Origin of the sequence: Paenibacillus nuruki, assembly GCF_001721045.1 — a bacterium.
GTDB lineage: Bacteria > Bacillota > Bacilli > Paenibacillales > Paenibacillaceae > Saccharibacillus > Saccharibacillus nuruki.
In genome coordinates, this window is the sequence record NZ_MDER01000084.1 from 1 (window position 1) to 17757 (window position 17757).

Genomic DNA, 17757 nt, shown 5'->3' on the forward strand with positions numbered 1-17757 from the left:
ATATAGCTCTACATGATGCAGCAGAAGCATCGACGCATGAAGCTTCTTTACATGCACAAAAGGTATACGAAATTCTTTCAGCTTCTGATCCTGAAAAAGAACTTGAAATCTATTATCAATCTGCACCAAATCGATTTTTAAAAACATTTGCTGGCATCTCTTTTTTAGTGAAAGAATTCGGGGATAAAGTCATTGAAAAAGGAAGTCTCTATTTAAATAATTTAGAGAAATTAAGCAATGAAATTAATTTAGAAATATTAAAGCGAACTAAACTTAATTATTTTTTAAAGGGATTAACCATTATCAGCATTGTTCCTATTCTGTTCACAACGCCTATCGAACTTTGGGCCAAAAACAATTTCCCAAGTATGGAAGAATTCTATAACAGCAAACTAGGGTTCTTTTTGAAAATAACGATTTTCGCAGTCATTTTAATCTCTTATGTACTTCTCAAAAAGCTTCAGGATGAACAAGAAGGAACCTATCAAGCTAAAGTCAAAAAAGTGCTATGGGAGCAAAAATTATTAACTATTCCTTTCATAGAATGGGTGGTAGATCGTTTTATTCCAAATCGAAGAACGAGTGAGTACTATCGGATCAATACGCTACTTAAGGATGCGAATGCTGGAATACCGCTTGACTGGCATTATCTACATCGTATTCTGCTAGCTGTAGCCTTATTTATTATAATGATGAGTTCTTTCTTTTCTACTCATTATCTAACCGTCCAAAATATTTTAGAGTTGCCTACTCAAAGCAGTTCAATGTTTGGGAAATTATCAGATAAAGAATTGAAGGTGGCTCAAGAAACAACGGCTTTGGATACACAAATTTTGAATCAGGTGAAGGAGGTGAACAATGAACAAGCTTCGGACCAAATTGGTACACTCGTTCGGAATAACCCGGAAATTGCATCGAATAGTAAATTATACTTTTCGACTGTAGAACGTATACAGCAAAAGTTAGATGATATCAATTCAGAATATTTTAAATGGTATGAATTCCTTATCGCTTTAACTGTAGCAGTGATGGGTTACTATTTTCCTTCATGGATTTTATTGTTCCAGAAAAAACTAAGAGCTATTGATATGCAAAATGAAGTAGAACAATTCCATACCATCATTGCTATGTTATGCGAAATTGATCGTATGTCTGTAGACATCATGGTCGAATGGATGGAACGTTTCTCGTCTATATTTAAAGCTCCTCTTCATAAGTGTGTACTGAACTATGAAGCGGGTGCTGAACTTGCTTTAAACCAAGTTAAAATCGATGCTCCATTTTTGCCATTCAGTCAACTTATCGATAAGTTGATCCACTCAGTAGAGAAGGTTCCAATTATACAAGCATTTGATAACTTGGAAAGCGAAAGAACGAACAACTTTGAAAAAAGAAAACATGCTTATGAGGTTATGATCCAAACCAAAGCTGAATGGGGACGATTGATTGGTTTTGCACCGATGTCTGCTGTAATTTTCTTGTATCTTGTCTTTCCATTCATCTATATGAGTTATATGGACATGGGAACTTATTACCAACAAATGAATACTCTAAACTAAAGGGGAAAAACAAATGAATAACGCATCAACGGCATTAAAAGTAGCAGCTGGAATCTTTTTAACCATCGCTTTAATTACAATAGTAGTTATTTTATTTATGAGTGCTCAAGAAGCTACAAAAACGGCTCAAAGTAACTTTGCTCAAATCCAAACAGAACTTTCTTCTACTAGCTACACAGTCTATGACAATACTAAAGTTTCAGGAAGCCAAGTACTAAATTCACTTCGTAAATATCAAACAGACGAACAGTTTGGAATTCAAGTGAAAACAGGTAAAAATCCAAGTGGAGTTTGGTATTTTACTACCGTAAACACTTCTACAAGTAGCGATCAATATGGATCTGTCGAAACAGGTAAACCAGCTGGAGCATTAACCTCTGCTCAAGATCAATCATCTAGTAATTATATCAATCCATCCGGCACCTTCCATTCTGAAATTATTCGAGATAAAAGCAACGTAATACGCGCTATCGTATTTGAACAAAATTAATTCAACTAAAGATAAGGAATGGAGCAATCCATTCCTTCATTTTTGAAAGGAATTAGATATATGGGATTAGTAGATAACGCTAAAGAAGCAATGTTTTTAAGTATTACAGCCACTATATTCTGCGCAAGTGTAATCACCGGCTATAACGTTTTTGACAATACAGCAAAAATGAACAAAGTTGCTTACAGCATGAATAATGAATTAGATAAAAATATGCATTCCACTCTTATTATCGAAGATAATGATACTTACACTGGAGCAGAGGTAAGGCAGAGTATCTTCCAAATCAATGAAGGACAAATTGATATTGTAGTGGATGGTACCACCTTTTCAAAAAATATTGACCCTATGGCTGTCGATGTTTCCGGCATAAGTCTTACTAAAAAATATACTCCTACTTATGTTAGAGATTCTTCAGGAAAACTAACTCTGTTGAAGTTCAGTTAAGGAGAAATTTATGTTAGTTAATACGCCTCTAAAAATATTCTCGGCTTTTATTGCGATCTTGCTTCTTTTTGTATGGCCCATAGCCTCGGCATTTAGTAATCAAGATGATACATCTGAGATAGTGGTATTCAATGCAGTAACAAAATTTGTGGATTCTGTTCGTGATAAGGGATATATGACTCCAAATATGTATCAGGAATTTGAAAACACATTATTTCTGACAGGTAACACTTATGATATTCAAATGGAACATCTTCATAAGAAGTACGATCCTGTCTATGATGATAACGGTAACTTCAAAAACGATTTTCAAGTCAATGATGAAGCTTTTTATAGAATTTGCGGGCGAGAAAACCCACTATTTTAATGGTGGAATGATAGCCCGTAGATGTACTGTAAGAATGTAGGGAAACTTGCATTTAGAGACAATACAAAATCTCGTACTGTCCGACAAAGAAACTGAATTGCTGGGAACTCGTAAAGCTAACGAAACGACAACGTAGAGATAAAAAAACTCAAGCGTGAACGTGGTGAAAACAGAAAAAATTCGTTAGATGGCATAAGGTTAAATCCTAAGTGTCCAATCAATCGACAATCAGCAGCCAAGCCTAGAAATAGGAAGGTTCAACGACTATTCCTCTTGAGGGAAGTACACACAAGCGTGTGGAAGTGGTTTCGCCGTACTGGGTAATGCTAACGGATAAGATATAGTCTGTGCTTGCATGAAAGTGTAAGAAGTTCATCAGAGAACTGCGTAGAAAGTAGCGTATCTACGTGAACAAAGCTCTACATGATAAAGTCGAAAAGGTTTTAATATTTGTGTATAAAAATATGAACTTCGTACACTATTGATATATAATAAACTCATGGATAATGAATACAGACATTCAAAAACAACTGTATCGTTACTCAACTATCATTTTGTTTTTTGTTCTAGATACCGTCGGAAAATATTTGTTCATTCCGAAGTAGACGCTAGTTTTAAATCACTTGTTCATTCAATTTGTAAAGAGAATGAATGGGAGATCATTACCCTAGAAACAGACAAAGATCATTGTCATCTTTTTGTAAATGTTCAACCCACCTATTCACCAGCAGATGTCATGAAGGTGATTAAAGGAAAAACATCAAGAGAACTTCGACAAACGTTCGAACATTTGAGCAAAATGCCAAGTGTTTGGACACGGTCTTACTTTGTTTCAACAGCTGGTAATGTTTCTAGTGAAACTATTAAACGGTATGTGGAAAATCAAAGAACAAGATATTGAGTTTACGTTAAGGAGGTGTACAGAAATGAAAAAAGCACATAAAATCAGAATCTATCCGAATGTTCGTCAAGAAACCCAATTTCAAAAAACCTTTGGTTGTGTTCGATTCTACTGGAATTTTTTACTCGACCAACGAATCACCAACTACAAGATGAAAAAGGAAAATGAACATTACCAAGAAGATAAAACGACCTATGCAGGATTGAAAAAGCAGGAAGAATTTTCTTGGTTAAAGGAAGTGGAAGCACAACCCTTGAGCCAAGTGAATATGGATTTGAATAAAGCCTATAAAAATACATTCAATTCTAAGTTTGGATTTCCTACATTTAAGAGTAAAAAATACTCAAAGAAATCCTATCGAACTGCCGTAGGCATGAAACTCAGTGGTCGCTATTTCTATGTTTCCAAAGTAGGTTGGGTCAACATGGCAGAAGAACTACGATTTAAGGGGAAACTCATGAACGTGACGATCAGCCAATCCAAATCAGGGAAATACTTTGCGACCTTTTTAGTCGACGCAGAGAATTTTCAAAAAGCCCCTATAACGGAAGTCATTGGATTAGATTTAGGCTTAACACATTTCTGTATCACGTCCGCAGGAAAAAAGATCGATAACCACCAATTTTATCGTTCTCTTGAACAACGTTTAATACGTGAACAACGGAAACTTTCTAAACGTTTAGAAGTAGCGAAAAAACACAATCGAAAATTAGATGAGTGTAGAAACTACCAAAAGCAGAAAGTCAAAGTAGCACGTATCCATGAGAAGATTTCAAACCAACGTTCTGACTTTTTACATCAACTTTCTTCAAAACTAACTGACGAGAACCAAATCGTTTGTATTGAAGACTTGAATGTCAAAGGACTGGTTAAAAATCATACATTAGCGAAGTCCATTTCAGATGTATCTTGGAGTGAGTTTGTTCGTCAACTCGAATATAAATCGAATTGGAAAGGTCGTATCTTAATTAAAATTGACCGATTTTTTCCAAGTTCACAAATTTGTTCTTCTTGCGGTCACAATGATGGTAAAAAAGAACTCCATATTCGTGAATGGTTGTGTTCGAATTGTGGATCAATTCACGACAGAGATATTAATGCAAGCATAAATATTAAAACCGAAGGACTTTCGGGGTTAGCTTAGGAAATTTAGTGCTGGTAGGTACTATTATCTAAGAACCCCACGACTTTAGTCGTGTGGAGTGTCAGAATTCTCAAATCAATGCAAAGTTATTTCCAGCAGGCAATAATGATCCAACTGATCCGGCACGAATATACAAGTTGGCAGTAGGTGACTTTTTTAGTATCACTGTAAAAAATACGAATCGAACAATGGCTACGCTTATGAGTGATCTTCTTTACAATACTGGAGACAGCCCTAATGGAAAAATAATTGTTCCTTACGGGGGGATGATTTTAAATGAAGATTACTAGTTTTTCGCTTTTTGTTGTAGCTATCCTCTTAGGATTCTTTATCAAGAATCAGATCGATATTGATACCAATCAAAAGAATATGATAGTTGAGACAAAATACAACCGAGCGATTGATACTGCTACACAAGATGCAGCCAAAGCAATGATCACCAATGCCAGCCAACCGCTTGAATCTCAGTACCAATCTTCTAAAAAGGTACGTATCAATAAGGAACAAGCTGTAGCTACTTTTTTTAAAACAATGTATTTGAATTTTGGTGTGGATCACGACCTAACGGGACAAGGAGTAGTAGATAGTTATGTACCGGTTCTAGTGGTGGTCGGGTATGATGGATATTTTGTTTATACCTATGAGGAATATACAGATAATACCGGGCAGAAAAAATTAAAACATGTATGGAGTCCTAAAAAACCGTATGCTTATGCAGACCAATATGGAAATACTTTTAATTTCACTTTAGATGATTATGTTACTGTAAATAGAAGTTCTAATCGTCAATGGTTTGAGGGATTTAGAGAGGAAATTAAAAATGAAGCTTCAGTATCTTTTCTAAATGATCCTCAAATTTTTGATCAAGTTAGACGATCTACTATCGTAAATGCCATACAAAATGATTTGGGATATGCCATTAATCAGTACAATACCATTTCTAAAAAGTATGGCATTTCTTATACTTTTACGATTCCTCAAATTTCTCAAGAGGATTGGAATAATACGATTAACGATGCTGGTGTTTTAGCTTTTGTACAGGGTATTCCTGTAGGAACTGAATACTACAACAACTATGCGTTGGGGGGAGCTCGTATTGTGAAAAAGGATATTTATAACGGAATCACAGCAAACGGAAGAAAATATTACTATCCTGCTGACTCTTGCAAAACTAATTTTTCAACAGAAGAAGTTTTTACATCTGGTAAAGATGCTGCTCAAAGCGGATACATTCCGTTGAACTGCTCAATCGGTTATAAAAACTAACATTAATCCGATAAAATAGGGTGTGTAAAATTTTGCACGTTTTGATCAAAGCGCCTATCTTTGAATCAAGAACTACATATCCTGAAGTGAATATAGCAATCAAACCTTTGGAGGGAATATATCATGAAAAAACAAATCGTCTCTTTACTCGCTGCAACCATTTTATTCGCTGGAGTTCCTTCAGTTGTTCATACGGCAAATGCTGCAACGACTAGCAAACAACAAGTCGAAGTACTATTAGATGCTCGCAAAATGACTTTTCCTGATGCAAAACCATTTCAAGATGATAACAGCGCAGTTATGGTTCCAATCCGATTTGTTTCGGAAAAACTTGGAGCTAAAGTGGGATGGAGTAAATCTGCTGGCAAACAAGTGGTTACATTGAAAACAGACAAGCATAGTGTATCTATGACAGTCGGTTCAGCTACAGCAGTAGTAGATGGTGAAAGTAAAACCTACGATAGCAAAATTATTTTGAAGCAAAGCCGCACTTTTGTACCGTTACGTCTGGTAAGTGAAGGACTTGGACAAACAGTCAATTGGGATCAAATTGGTAAGTGGGTTTGGATCGGTAGTAAAAAAACGCCAACAATTGATGAGTTGAATCTAAAAACACAATCGCTTGAACCTTACAGAACGTATTTTGCTTCGATGAAAAACAATTTTTATTTTTTGAAAAGTCATGGAAAAACTCCATATACTGGTGCTGTTAACGTCAAATTTAGTGATTTGCCAGCAACAACTATTGATGATGTCTCTATTTACAGTATGGAACCTTACAGTGAAGGTGGAGTAGAGTATTTAAAAGTTCGTTCTACTGGAAGTGCTAATAATATTATATTCCTTACAGAAAAAGGAGACGCTCGTTATCGTATGCCAAGAGAATCTATGACTAAAAAAAATGCTGATGGCACAGAGTACAATTTTTATGATGTTTATACAAGAGCTGACTTAGATTTAAGTGGTATTGTTGATAAAAAACGTCTTACTATAAAAGATATTAAATATATTAACTTGCTTGATGCTTCTAACACTAACTTGGTTCTTATAACTAATCCTTGGAGAAACTAATATGGCTTTCATTTTATTTAAATATCGCGCTTTTGTTTCTGTAATTTTACTAATTATATTTTTAATACCAACTTTAGTATTTCCAGCAAACAATTCTTTCGCTGCTGAATCAAATAGTGCTGTTACACCTGTTAGCTTTTATAAAAATAAAGAAGCTAATGCAACAGATGCAAACTATCGTTACTTTGTTGGTATGATGTACTTCGATATGTGGAAAGGTACAACATGGGATTTAGGGAAAGAACCTCAAAAAGGAATGTACGGGGAAGCTATGCAGGACTATATTTTTAAGTTTCCCAATCGCAAAATAAAAAGTATAACTGCTGAACAATTTGAACCTACTACTCAGAATTTAGTGTATTTTGATGCATCGCGTACTGATTCTTGGAAACATTATGAATATATTGTATCTAATGGTGGCAAAGATAACACAACTTCATTTACCTCTTCAGGGATCGGGACAGATACTGCCTCAATTCCTTTTAAAATTAAAATGAAGTTAGATACTGATTCTGGTTTAACAGAGGACATTACAAAAAACTGTGGAAGTCGCTGTAACGATGGGGTTAAAGGCTATCGTATTTATGCTCCAGTATTATTTACAATCGAACTGGATTCAGAATTAAATGTTTATTACAAAACTAAAGATGGTAAATCCCTCAATGATGTTTTCCCTCCTCGTGTAGAAGAGATGAAGCCAGGTACTGAGTACGATCTTACTCATCCAGAAAATGAAAAGTACAAGTATATCGGCTATAAAAAGAGTACCACCGGTGAAGACCCTACAGGTGAAATTCTGACAGGCGATCCACCTAAATTCAAATACACGGGTTCTTTTGAAACCTATATTGCTTATCAATATTATGATCTTGCAACTACAGACCCATGTGAGCTTGATCCTGATGCAGAAGAGTGTACGGTACCTCCAGAGCCTCCAAAAGAAGAGAGTCTTTGTGAATATACAATATTACCACCCTCTGTGAAAACGACAACCAATAAATCACTGCTAGATCCACAAGCTCAAGGTCATATTTTAGCAGATGACAATACTAATGATCGCCACTTTGACGCAACAAGAGCAATACCGACTTCTGAGAATTTATATGCGAATGCATGGGGCTATAATTATTTGTTCCAGCATGCCTTTGATAACATGGATGGACAAGTAGAATACAAATGCAAAGTCAAAGTAGTGTATAAGCTTAAGTGGAAAGAAAAACGCGGAAGTGGAGATAATGAACGTTGGGTTTCTAAATCAGATACAGATACCAAGACATACAATTTTTCGTATACAAGAGACTATGATTACTGGAAAATTAAAGTACTCGAAGTACTCGGTTTGGATAAAGCGACAATGTCTAACTACGCTCTGCCCGGTGGAAAAGTCTCCATACCTACAACTGGTTATACTCCACCTAGCTTGAAGCAAGAACACAGCGATAAAGTCGAAGACCATGTTAAACCAGATGGTGATGTTCCAGTGAAATACAGCCCACCAACATTAGATGGTGGTAAACAAGGTCGTCCAAGAGTACCGAACGATGAATCGAAATTAAAACGTATTGCAGAAGGCAATACAGATGATGCTGAAGTAAGAAATGATACTATTCAGTTTTCTTTCAAAGGAAAAGATACTATGGTTATGAATGGAGATTGGAAGACCAAAGTTGCACCGGTTCCTTCTGCTATTCCTGATCCTACAAAAATCCGTTCCTATAAAGATTCTGCTGAAAAAGTACTTTATAAAGGTTCTCAACTGATTAGTAGCAAGCTGGTAAACAAAGCGAATACTGCTTCAAGCGGAACAATTTACTACGCAATGCTTAAAGAGAATGTAGAGGGATCAGGAGATAAGAACTTCCCGATTACTGGTATTAATTCGGTGACTGTTCATACCCCTGTTACAGACTATTCTAGTGTTTCTGATGATAAGGTACACAATCAAAAAACGACACCAAGTAATCGAATGGCATTAATTCTTGATCGTCCATTTACTGTTCGAATTCCAACTTCAGGAGCACATCTGAACGGGTCTTCTTATCCTGGATATGGCAGTCGTGATTATGCCAAGTATTTCAAAACTAAACAAGTACTATTCCCATTTGATGTGTACTCCAAAGACAGTAAAAACTTCTATCCAAAAAACACCTGGATCGATGTTCCTGTAGCTCAACTAGATACAGTATTCAATCTACCTGTCTGGATCGATGAAGGAAACTATACGGTATACTTCAGAAACATTGCAGAGAACGCACCTACTAGTTTCACGGCACAACAAGATGCGAATACAGATCTTGTTAATCATGTGGCAAGTGATACAGTAGATGTTGAAATTATCGGTCGTATCTATGATTTCCATGTTACAGATATTGCAGACTTCAATTGGGAAACCGTATTTAGAAAAGCTAAAGGTAGCAGTCAACCTACAGGCAATTCTTTTTGGGTAGGAACAAAAGGTATTGATGGCGATCCAAGAGGTAATCATTCACCTTACGTACTACCCATCATGAGAGGTAGCCATCCATTATCAAACTATAAGAATGTTGCAGTAAAAACAGGTTATCACTTTAAGTTTGATTTAAAAACTAAAGGAAATATGTTTGGAGATAAGGACGCTATTCGAATCACTCCAACGTTTGTGTATGAAGATAAAAGTGCATCAACATCTCCAAAACGGGTCGAAGTCGATCTGTACTATCATACAGATGATAAAAAATTCATTAAAATAGGATCGAGTAGCGATACGGAAAGAAGAACCGTCATCCTCAATAACCGATTACGAAATGTACCTTCTGACGATATCAAAAATACAGCTTCTTCTATTTATGATCTTTCTCAAAATTGGTCTCTGACCAAGGAAGAGTACATCACTAGCTATAAAAAACGAGCGAATCAATCCACCTACACTGGTGGCTATGATATCCAGCTTCTTTCTTCTCCATTGCGAACATTTATTAATACTTTCTCAAGACCAGAGAGTGCTTCTGCTTCGCCTGCTAGAGTGAATGCAAGTGTTCAACAATGGTATGGGGAGTATAGCTTACCTGCGCAAGTCTATGCGGTTCCAAAAGGAACAGATCTTGCGAAGTATGGTCGATCTAACACATTAGATGAAAAATCAGACGTGTTTTTGAAAAAGGGTTTCATCGTTGTTAACTTTGATATCGAATCTATTGTAGAAGCTAACGTAGATGCTCCACATCTTCAGTATATCCATAGTCCATTGAATAACCAGTGGTGGGATATGGAAGGCTACGATGGCACAGACGGGGAAAGAGACCGAATTGTCACTGATCCGTATAATGTGAAATACTCGGTCAAAGATGGTGATGTGATTTTCTACGATACAGATCTTTCATCATACGATGATTTTGCGAGCAAAGGGACACATTAATTTGAAAGAAGTGTAGTTGCTCCAATATGAATGCTACACTTCTTTTCTTTTTAGCAGATATCGAATATACTTTTCTAAACGAATAACTTTGTACGGAAGCACCGTCAACCCACATAGGGGAGACTGTGCTTTTTTTGTTTTTTACAATGTTTAGAGCTAACTAATTAGATAAAGGAGCTTATAATGGAACATACTACATCGATCAACAAACCATTGATACTTGGCAATTATTATTACGGTGGTGGAGAAATGGCTTGGGCTTGGTATCATGAGCATCATGCTGATCTGGCTATCATTGGACACCATGAATTATCTCCAAGACATCAAATAGTTCAGCAACTCCAACAGGCAATCACAAAACGAGATGATAAAGCTGTTTATAGTATTACTGTAGGCAAGCCTCAACCAGGAGAAAAGAGTACAATAAATGCTATTGATTGGTTAGAAGGGTTTTCTGATCCTCCTGAATTTATTGCCGATCGAGATCTTTTTATCAAAAACAGAATCTTTTTTTCAAGTTCATACTATAATTTGATTTTGAAAAGCATCAATGCAGATCGTGAAACATTATTACCTTCTGTCCGGTATAAAGCTAATCTTGAAGGACCTCTAGCTGGTTATATGAGAGCGATTGATGCTATTAATGATGACAATATACACAAAGCTAAACTCATTTCAGCCACAAAAAATATTTTAGAAGTCGATTGGATTCATACTAATAATGAAGGTCATAAGTACTTTATTGATCCAGACGCGTCGATTTATGAACAAACGATATCTCTGCTTATCGCTACTTGGTCATTATTTTCACTCACCTGCCAAGAAGATGATCCGCAGCAGTATCTCGTGATTGCTGAAATTCCTAAACAATTATTGAGCATTGATGTAGATCCGATGGTAGGCAAAATCGTTTACGACTGTATATCTTTACTGAAACAACTCTCTATTACCACTACATTAACTTTAGTTCTTTCTACTGAAATGCTATTTCCAGTACCTGAATTAGCTTTTCGTTACAAATTATTATTTCAAACCAAAGATTCTGACTACGATCTTACACACAATCAATCAAATCGAGAAAGTATAGATCCGAATTTAATTAAGGATTGGGATGAATATCAAAAATTCTCTGGACTATGGATTGATGATATAACCTCAAATACTGAAGATGGAGTTATTGCACTTAAAATGAATCCTAATACATTTGAGTTTTGGGATTCGTTTGAAGATAAGAGAATAGATTGATTAAAGGAACCCCTGAAACTGAGCAGGGGTTCCTTTTATGTGACTCGTTAAAGTCGAACTTATAAATAAACTGTTTGACTATTAAATAATTATGCTTAAATATATACTAAGAAGGTAAAAAAAACCAAATATAATAATAACTTTCTAACAATGAAGAGGAGATCAATTATGAATACAAACAATAAATATGATCCATATGAAGTGAAAGATTTTAAATATGCTTCTGGAGGAAATGCAAATGTATTTTTAGCTGAAGATAAAATGGGGAAAAAATATGCATTAAAAACTATAAAAATAAATTCAGCTAAAGATGCTAAAAAAGTGAAGCGTTTTTTAAATGAAATTAAAGTTGTAGAAAATTATCAAAATAAAATAAAAGGAATAATTCCCATACGTTACAAATTTATTCCTGAAAAAATAAGCAGAGATTTTATCTATACTAAAGACCTCAATGGAACCGAATTATGGTATGTTATGGATTTGGCTGAGCCCATTTTTCAGAAATTAAAAAACTGGGATGACTTAAAAGTTATTATTGACTGTGTGATTTCTTTGGCAGAAACTTTAGAAGAACTGCATAGCCATAAAATCGTTCATAGAGATATTAAGCCAAGTAATCTCTATTATTATGAAGATAATTGGGCTTTTGGAGACTTTGGCCTAGTTTCTTACCCTGATTCAGAAGATCATAAATTAACAGCAAAAAATGAAAGAGTCGGAAATTATGCTACAATCGCACCAGAAATGAGACGTGCTGGTCAGATAGAAGATGCAAGACCAGCAGATGTATGGTCTCTAGCAAAAACATTGTGGATGTTAATCACTAAAGAGGAGGCCGATGGCTTTGAAGGCTCTTACAATCGAACAGATAAGAGACTTTCCATCTCTTCGTATTGTGAAAGAATGCCGACTGGTAGCTTACATTCTATTCTTGAGAAAGCTACTTCTTATAATCCAGAAGATAGGCTTAACATTAGAGAATTTTTAGATCTGTTAAAAAAATATAAAGAGGAATTAGTGCACAGACAAAAACTTTTGACATTTGAAGAATTGAAAAAACTAGAAGAGGCATCTGAAGATGGTCGACACTTTCGTAATACTGCTAATAGCATTATAGATACGCGCGAAATAATTGAATTGCATAGTTCTCAAGTAAGCCAAGAATTTAAATTTGAAGAAGATCCAGAAGAAATGAATATTTTAAAGTATATAAAAAGGCAATTAGAATATTCTTTTACAAAGAAATATTACATTTCACCAATACTCAAACACTTTAGAAATGAAAGCTTTCCTGCAATAAGGATTTTTGTTGAATACACAGAAGCAGAATCTAAATTTGTTACAGCTCTTGTTGGTATGGATAAAGAGATTCATAGCTTTAATACAGACCATATACTAAATTACTATGATAAAAATGGAAAAATTGATTATAATCTTGTAGATCAATTTATTGAAGAGTTAGATTCAGTATCAATGAATGCGATTTATTAATAAATATCTTTTTTAATAAATCATACAATCCATCTTATTTGAAAATAAAATGATATACCTAATTATTTGCAGAGGTTCTTTTTTACTGTTATATATAAGGTAGAAACAAAGTTGTTAAATACAAAATAGAGGGTGTCACAAAATGAGTAATCGCAAATTATCCCAAGCAATTTTGATGAAAAAACAAATAGAATTATTGAGTCTACTGACGAGTGTTAATATGTTAGATAAGTTAAAAGGAAAAGAACTATTTGAAGAGCTAGAGGAAGAAATTAAAGGAGTTATCCCTCATCACGCTTTCAATGTAGCAAGACATCGATTAGGTATGAATTCCAATGAATTAGAATCTATTGGATTGAAAAGTAGTTAATGATTATACGGATTTTTTCATTGATAATCACCATATACTTAGGTGTTCACTTTTTTCATGAATTCAGCATTTTCATTGGTATAGATTCCCCTTCTTGGAGTGAAAAACGCAATTTATTGTTGCTAAGTTTTCTTTTTTTAGCATCCTTGTATCTGTTTTGTAGATTAATGATTCGACAGGTAGCACACAAGTATAAGAACATTTTGATGCAACTTGAACAGAAAAATCACAGAATTATTTCAACTAAATATAACTACTATGTATTAGATAAGGAATTGATTCGGGAATGTGGCTATCACCCGATTATGTTCCGCTTTCTAAACCAAAAGGATATGGATGAGATCCAGCGCCAAAAATTTAAAGGAGAACATAATGAACAGTATTACTAACCACGATCTATTAACCTGGGCATGGCAAGCAGCTTTTTTGGTCATCACAATAGCTATATGTTACAGCTACATCGAATATCGTATAGAGTTGCATAAAGAAAAAAAGAGAAAAGCAGTGCTTTGATCAAGCTTTTTATATTTTCAAGTACACATCTGATTTATTTATGATAAAATCAAATTAATCTAATACTAATGCGACGAAGAACGCGCTAATCCTTTAAGGGGACTAGCGCGTTCTTTTTTTGAGGAGAGAATGAATATGAAATTCAAACTTATTATTTCTGCTTGTGCTTTATCCGTATGTACTTTAATTTCGTCTTGCCAGAGTTATGCAGCGCAACAAACACCAATATCGGTATATTTTGATGGTAAGGATTTAAGCATGGCACAAAAACCCACTGTTATTAATGGTAGTACTCTGATTCCAATGAGATCTATTTTTGAGCAATTTGGAGCATCTGTAAAATGGGATAATGCTACAGATACTGTCACGGCTAGCAAAGATAAAACCCAAATTAAAGTGACAGTAGGGAAATACACTGCTTTAAAAAATGGTCAGAACATATCTATGAAAGTATCTCCTAAAGTAATTAACAATACACTTTATGTTCCACTTCGTTTTGTTAGTGAGTCTTTTGGGTCGCAGGTTAGTTGGTTACCTACAGCACATACAGTTACAATTAACTCATTCCCGACGCAATCTTTGAAGATCGATCACATTAGAGACGGGGATACGTTTGAAGGTGTTTATACTTCAGGTAAGCAAAAGGGAGAACGAGCCGTTATTCGCTTAATTGGAGTAGATACTCCGGAAACAGTCAAAGCAAATACACCGGTACAAAATTACGGCCCTGAAGCATCTGCATATACAAAGTCAATTCTTAGTCACCAAACGGTATATATCAGCACAGACCAATCGAATGATATCTATGGACGAACTTTAGCTTATGTGTTTCTTGAAAATGGCTTACTATTTAATGCGGATTTAGTATCTAAGGGCTACGCTAGAGCGATGACTATTGCTCCTAATACACGGTGGTCTTCTTTATATACTGAATTAGAAGGAATGGCTAAAAACGAAAGTATGGGGCTCTGGAACACCAATAATACTGATACAGCGATCACCAGCATGCTAGAAGAATCAAATCTACCTGCTTTGATCACAGATTCATCAGCTGCTAAAAAATATGTTTCGCAAGATGAGATGACAAGACTTTTGATCATGGCAATTTTTCCTGAAACTAAAGCTGTATTTTTAGCAAAATCTTTTTATGATCTAAGCCAAGACGAGAAGGTACAAAAAACAACCAAGCTAGCGATTGAGAAAGGAATCACGATTACTGAAGCATTTATTAACTCTAAGGAACCAGTAACTCTATCCACGTCTGTTCAAATCATAAGCGATGCTCTTGATATTAACCCTGATCAAGGATTGTTGTTACTTCAAGATTTAAAGATGCTTCCAGCTGAAGGTGATACGAATCAATTGTTATCGATCGAAGCTAGTAAGGCACTGATTCAAAAGGTAGACTTAATATCAGAACCGCTAAAATCATATACCAAGAATATTAAGGTAGCAGCATCTCAATCTAAGCATACTACTGAGCTTGCTCAAACGTTACCAAACAAAGAGTTTTCAGTAGCTATTGAACAGTATGCTATTCGTATTAAAGATTCGCTAATCCATCCAGAACAGTTACAGGATTTATTGAATATAGATTCTTTATTAGTTTCTGCCAAGTCGCTGGCTTCAACGGATTGGACCACCATTGTAAAGCAAAAAGATATTATCGAATCTTTGACCAAGGCAACGGTAAAATTAAAACAAGCCAATCAATCCTTACAATTAGCCAAGAAAGCACTGACACAATAACTTCTTTAAAGTATCTACATTATATTGTATAATTATGCTACCAATTAAATAAACCATAACGCGAAGCACGCGAACACCCTATTAGGGTTGTTTGCGTGCTTTTTGTTTTGAAAAGTGAGGGAATTATGCCACGTTTAAGCAAGATTTGTTTGGGTTTACTTATTTTTTTTCTACTATATATTTTCCGTTTACAGTTTGTTGTACCTGTCTTTTATTTTGTTTTTGGACTAATGATATATACTGTTTTTTTCTTTTGGGCTAAAGCCAAAGATTTAGATCAGGAATATCCAAACTGGAATTATGTATTAAATACTCCCGGAGGAATGGTCAAATTTTTACTAACCGGATCAGTCATATGGTGTGCTGTATTGTATCCAATGGTTAGACAAGCCTTTGTAAAACCGAAAGAAAATGAAGCTGAAGAAAAAGGAGTGATTTTCTCTTGGTTAAGCTATCTTATGAATCCGTTGGATTGGCATAAGAGCTGGTTCAATAAATTTTATCAGTAGTAAAGGAGTATAGTCTAAATGGAACAGTTTCAATTTTTAAAAGGCTTATCAGGAGACTTTATTTATTTACTTATTTGTACGCCTATTCTTTTAGTTATGACTGTAGCAACACTTCAGCTGTATCTATCAAGAAAAAGAAAACCGTATTCTGTATTTTCTAGAATCATGTTAGCTCATTCTATTGTAAACAGTATGCTTTTTTTAACAGCATTCATACTACTGGTTTTCAATATAAAAGGAGCTTTACTTCATACGCTTATTCACTCTTCTCAACAAATGTTATTTCTTTTAATTCTGTATGGTTTCTTCAGATTCAACAATATCCCTATGATAAAGGATAAGATATACTACTTCTCATCATCAGCGATCGTGTTTGCCGTAGGTGTTTTTTCTATACGCTTATCAGCAATACTTTGTATTACAGCTCTTACATGGCTACTATACAAAAATTACAAGCAGTACGCTTCAATTCAGAGCTTAATTGCAAGTTCGGGACTATTTACGTTGTCTTTATTAATAAATGATATTGTACAATACACGAATCCTATTGTAGCTTTTATAGGTTTGCTAGTTGCCGTTGCTAGTTACTCTTTATTTTTTATGATCATTATGTCTTACTCTCTACATTTAATAGAAGGTTCTTATATGTCGTCTATAACAGATCCTCTAACAGGACTATATAATCGAAGAATGTTTATGCGCTATATTCATCAGTGTTTAGGCAATTCTCAACCCATTGATATTATTTTTGCTGATATTGATAATTTCAAAAAGTTAAATGACACGCAAGGTCATGAGATGGGGGATGAAGCTTTAAAACATGTTGCCTCCATTTTTATAGAAGAAACTAAAGACATAGGTATAGCTGCTCGATACGGTGGAGAAGAGATCGTAGCGTTAGTATATGACAACTCTATATCCACAGAAATACTTGCACAAAGGATTCTACAACGCGTTGAAAAAGAGACCATCGTTACATTAAGTGTAGGTTACAAAAATTATGATTCTGAAGACACTCCAGATAATCTTATTAAACATGCAGATGAAGCCATGTATTCTGCTAAAAAAACAGGTAAAAATAAAGTAGTAGGCTACTCACCACTTTTAAATATTCTCGAAGATAAAAACAATGAGAAAATAATTGTATAAAAAATATAAACTTTAAGATTTGTAATACTGACAACCTATTGGTTGTCTTTTTTTTTATCATCGCATAAAATTGAATATACTATTAACTGTAA

Annotated in this window: 16 protein-coding genes; all 16 read left to right on the forward strand. The window is 34.8% G+C overall.

Annotation, left to right across the window (positions count from 1 at the left end; translation table 11 throughout):
- The coding region (locus PTI45_RS24265) for a hypothetical protein (protein WP_069329353.1) at window positions 1-1559 on the forward strand (1559 nt) is incomplete at its 5' end.
- 13 nt (window positions 1560-1572) lie between these two features.
- Window positions 1573-2049: an ABC transporter permease gene (locus PTI45_RS20005; RefSeq protein WP_069329354.1), complete on the forward strand. Its 477-nt coding sequence runs from the start codon at window positions 1573-1575 to the stop codon at window positions 2047-2049.
- A gap of 60 nt (window positions 2050-2109) precedes the next feature.
- Window positions 2110-2496 (forward strand): hypothetical protein, encoded by a 387-nt coding sequence (locus PTI45_RS20010; RefSeq protein ID WP_069329355.1) that lies wholly within the window; start codon window positions 2110-2112, stop codon window positions 2494-2496.
- A gap of 10 nt (window positions 2497-2506) precedes the next feature.
- Window positions 2507-2863, forward strand: a complete 357-nt coding sequence (locus tag PTI45_RS24270; protein ID WP_069329356.1) for a hypothetical protein — start codon at window positions 2507-2509, stop codon at window positions 2861-2863.
- Between the two features lie 499 nt (window positions 2864-3362).
- Complete coding sequence (gene tnpA, locus PTI45_RS23805) at window positions 3363-3764, forward strand: IS200/IS605 family transposase (RefSeq protein WP_083243639.1); 402 nt, start codon at window positions 3363-3365, stop codon at window positions 3762-3764.
- Between the two features lie 25 nt (window positions 3765-3789).
- On the forward strand, window positions 3790-4908 hold the full coding sequence (locus PTI45_RS20020) for an RNA-guided endonuclease TnpB family protein (RefSeq protein WP_069329357.1): 1119 nt from the start codon (window positions 3790-3792) through the stop codon (window positions 4906-4908).
- A 53-nt stretch (window positions 4909-4961) separates the two neighbouring features.
- Window positions 4962-5198 carry a hypothetical protein gene (locus PTI45_RS23810; protein WP_175425235.1) on the forward strand — a complete coding sequence of 79 codons (237 nt, stop codon included), beginning with the start codon at window positions 4962-4964 and terminating at the stop codon, window positions 5196-5198.
- Window positions 5185-6174 (forward strand): hypothetical protein, encoded by a 990-nt coding sequence (locus tag PTI45_RS20025; protein ID WP_069329358.1) that lies wholly within the window; start codon window positions 5185-5187, stop codon window positions 6172-6174. Before PTI45_RS23810 ends, PTI45_RS20025 begins: the two co-directional genes overlap by 14 nt.
- 123 nt (window positions 6175-6297) lie before the next feature.
- On the forward strand, window positions 6298-7245 hold the full coding sequence (locus PTI45_RS20030) for a copper amine oxidase N-terminal domain-containing protein (protein WP_069329359.1): 948 nt from the start codon (window positions 6298-6300) through the stop codon (window positions 7243-7245).
- A 1-nt stretch (window position 7246) separates the two neighbouring features.
- Window positions 7247-10639, forward strand: a complete 3393-nt coding sequence (locus tag PTI45_RS20035) for a DUF5704 domain-containing protein (protein ID WP_069329360.1) — start codon at window positions 7247-7249, stop codon at window positions 10637-10639.
- 183 nt (window positions 10640-10822) lie between these two features.
- Entirely contained in the window at window positions 10823-11884 is a 1062-nt protein-coding gene (locus PTI45_RS20040; protein WP_069329361.1) for a hypothetical protein, read from the forward strand.
- Window positions 11885-12052: 168 nt separating this feature from the next.
- Window positions 12053-13375, forward strand: a complete 1323-nt coding sequence (locus PTI45_RS20045; RefSeq protein WP_069329362.1) for a protein kinase domain-containing protein — start codon at window positions 12053-12055, stop codon at window positions 13373-13375.
- Window positions 13376-13517: 142 nt separating this feature from the next.
- Window positions 13518-13745: a hypothetical protein gene (locus PTI45_RS20050; protein WP_069329363.1), complete on the forward strand. Its 228-nt coding sequence runs from the start codon at window positions 13518-13520 to the stop codon at window positions 13743-13745.
- A gap of 648 nt (window positions 13746-14393) precedes the next feature.
- Window positions 14394-16007 carry a stalk domain-containing protein gene (locus tag PTI45_RS20060; protein WP_069329365.1) on the forward strand — a complete coding sequence of 538 codons (1614 nt, stop codon included), beginning with the start codon at window positions 14394-14396 and terminating at the stop codon, window positions 16005-16007.
- Between the two features lie 107 nt (window positions 16008-16114).
- Window positions 16115-16516, forward strand: coding sequence for a hypothetical protein (locus PTI45_RS20065; RefSeq protein WP_175425236.1), 402 nt, complete (start codon window positions 16115-16117; stop codon window positions 16514-16516).
- An 18-nt stretch (window positions 16517-16534) separates the two neighbouring features.
- The gene (locus PTI45_RS20070) at window positions 16535-17665 is read left to right on the forward strand and encodes a GGDEF domain-containing protein (protein ID WP_069329367.1); all 1131 of its coding nucleotides are present in this window, start codon (window positions 16535-16537) and stop codon (window positions 17663-17665) included.
- Window positions 17666-17757 lie beyond the last annotated feature (92 nt).

Bases quoted from the DNA above. Each gene is read 5' to 3' on its own strand.
- PTI45_RS20005 (WP_069329354.1), top strand. From the start codon at position 1,573: ATGAATAACGCATCAACGGCATTAAAAGTAGCAGCTGGAATCTTTTTA.
- PTI45_RS20010 (WP_069329355.1), top strand. From the start codon at position 2,110: ATGGGATTAGTAGATAACGCTAAAGAAGCAATGTTTTTAAGTATTACA.
- PTI45_RS24270 (WP_069329356.1), top strand. From the start codon at position 2,507: ATGTTAGTTAATACGCCTCTAAAAATATTCTCGGCTTTTATTGCGATC.
- tnpA (WP_083243639.1), top strand. From the start codon at position 3,363: ATGGATAATGAATACAGACATTCAAAAACAACTGTATCGTTACTCAAC.
- PTI45_RS20020 (WP_069329357.1), top strand. From the start codon at position 3,790: ATGAAAAAAGCACATAAAATCAGAATCTATCCGAATGTTCGTCAAGAA.
- PTI45_RS20025 (WP_069329358.1), top strand. From the start codon at position 5,185: ATGAAGATTACTAGTTTTTCGCTTTTTGTTGTAGCTATCCTCTTAGGA.
- PTI45_RS20030 (WP_069329359.1), top strand. From the start codon at position 6,298: ATGAAAAAACAAATCGTCTCTTTACTCGCTGCAACCATTTTATTCGCT.
- PTI45_RS20035 (WP_069329360.1), top strand. From the start codon at position 7,247: ATGGCTTTCATTTTATTTAAATATCGCGCTTTTGTTTCTGTAATTTTA.
- PTI45_RS20040 (WP_069329361.1), top strand. From the start codon at position 10,823: ATGGAACATACTACATCGATCAACAAACCATTGATACTTGGCAATTAT.
- PTI45_RS20045 (WP_069329362.1), top strand. From the start codon at position 12,053: ATGAATACAAACAATAAATATGATCCATATGAAGTGAAAGATTTTAAA.
- PTI45_RS20050 (WP_069329363.1), top strand. From the start codon at position 13,518: ATGAGTAATCGCAAATTATCCCAAGCAATTTTGATGAAAAAACAAATA.
- PTI45_RS20060 (WP_069329365.1), top strand. From the start codon at position 14,394: ATGAAATTCAAACTTATTATTTCTGCTTGTGCTTTATCCGTATGTACT.
- PTI45_RS20070 (WP_069329367.1), top strand. From the start codon at position 16,535: ATGGAACAGTTTCAATTTTTAAAAGGCTTATCAGGAGACTTTATTTAT.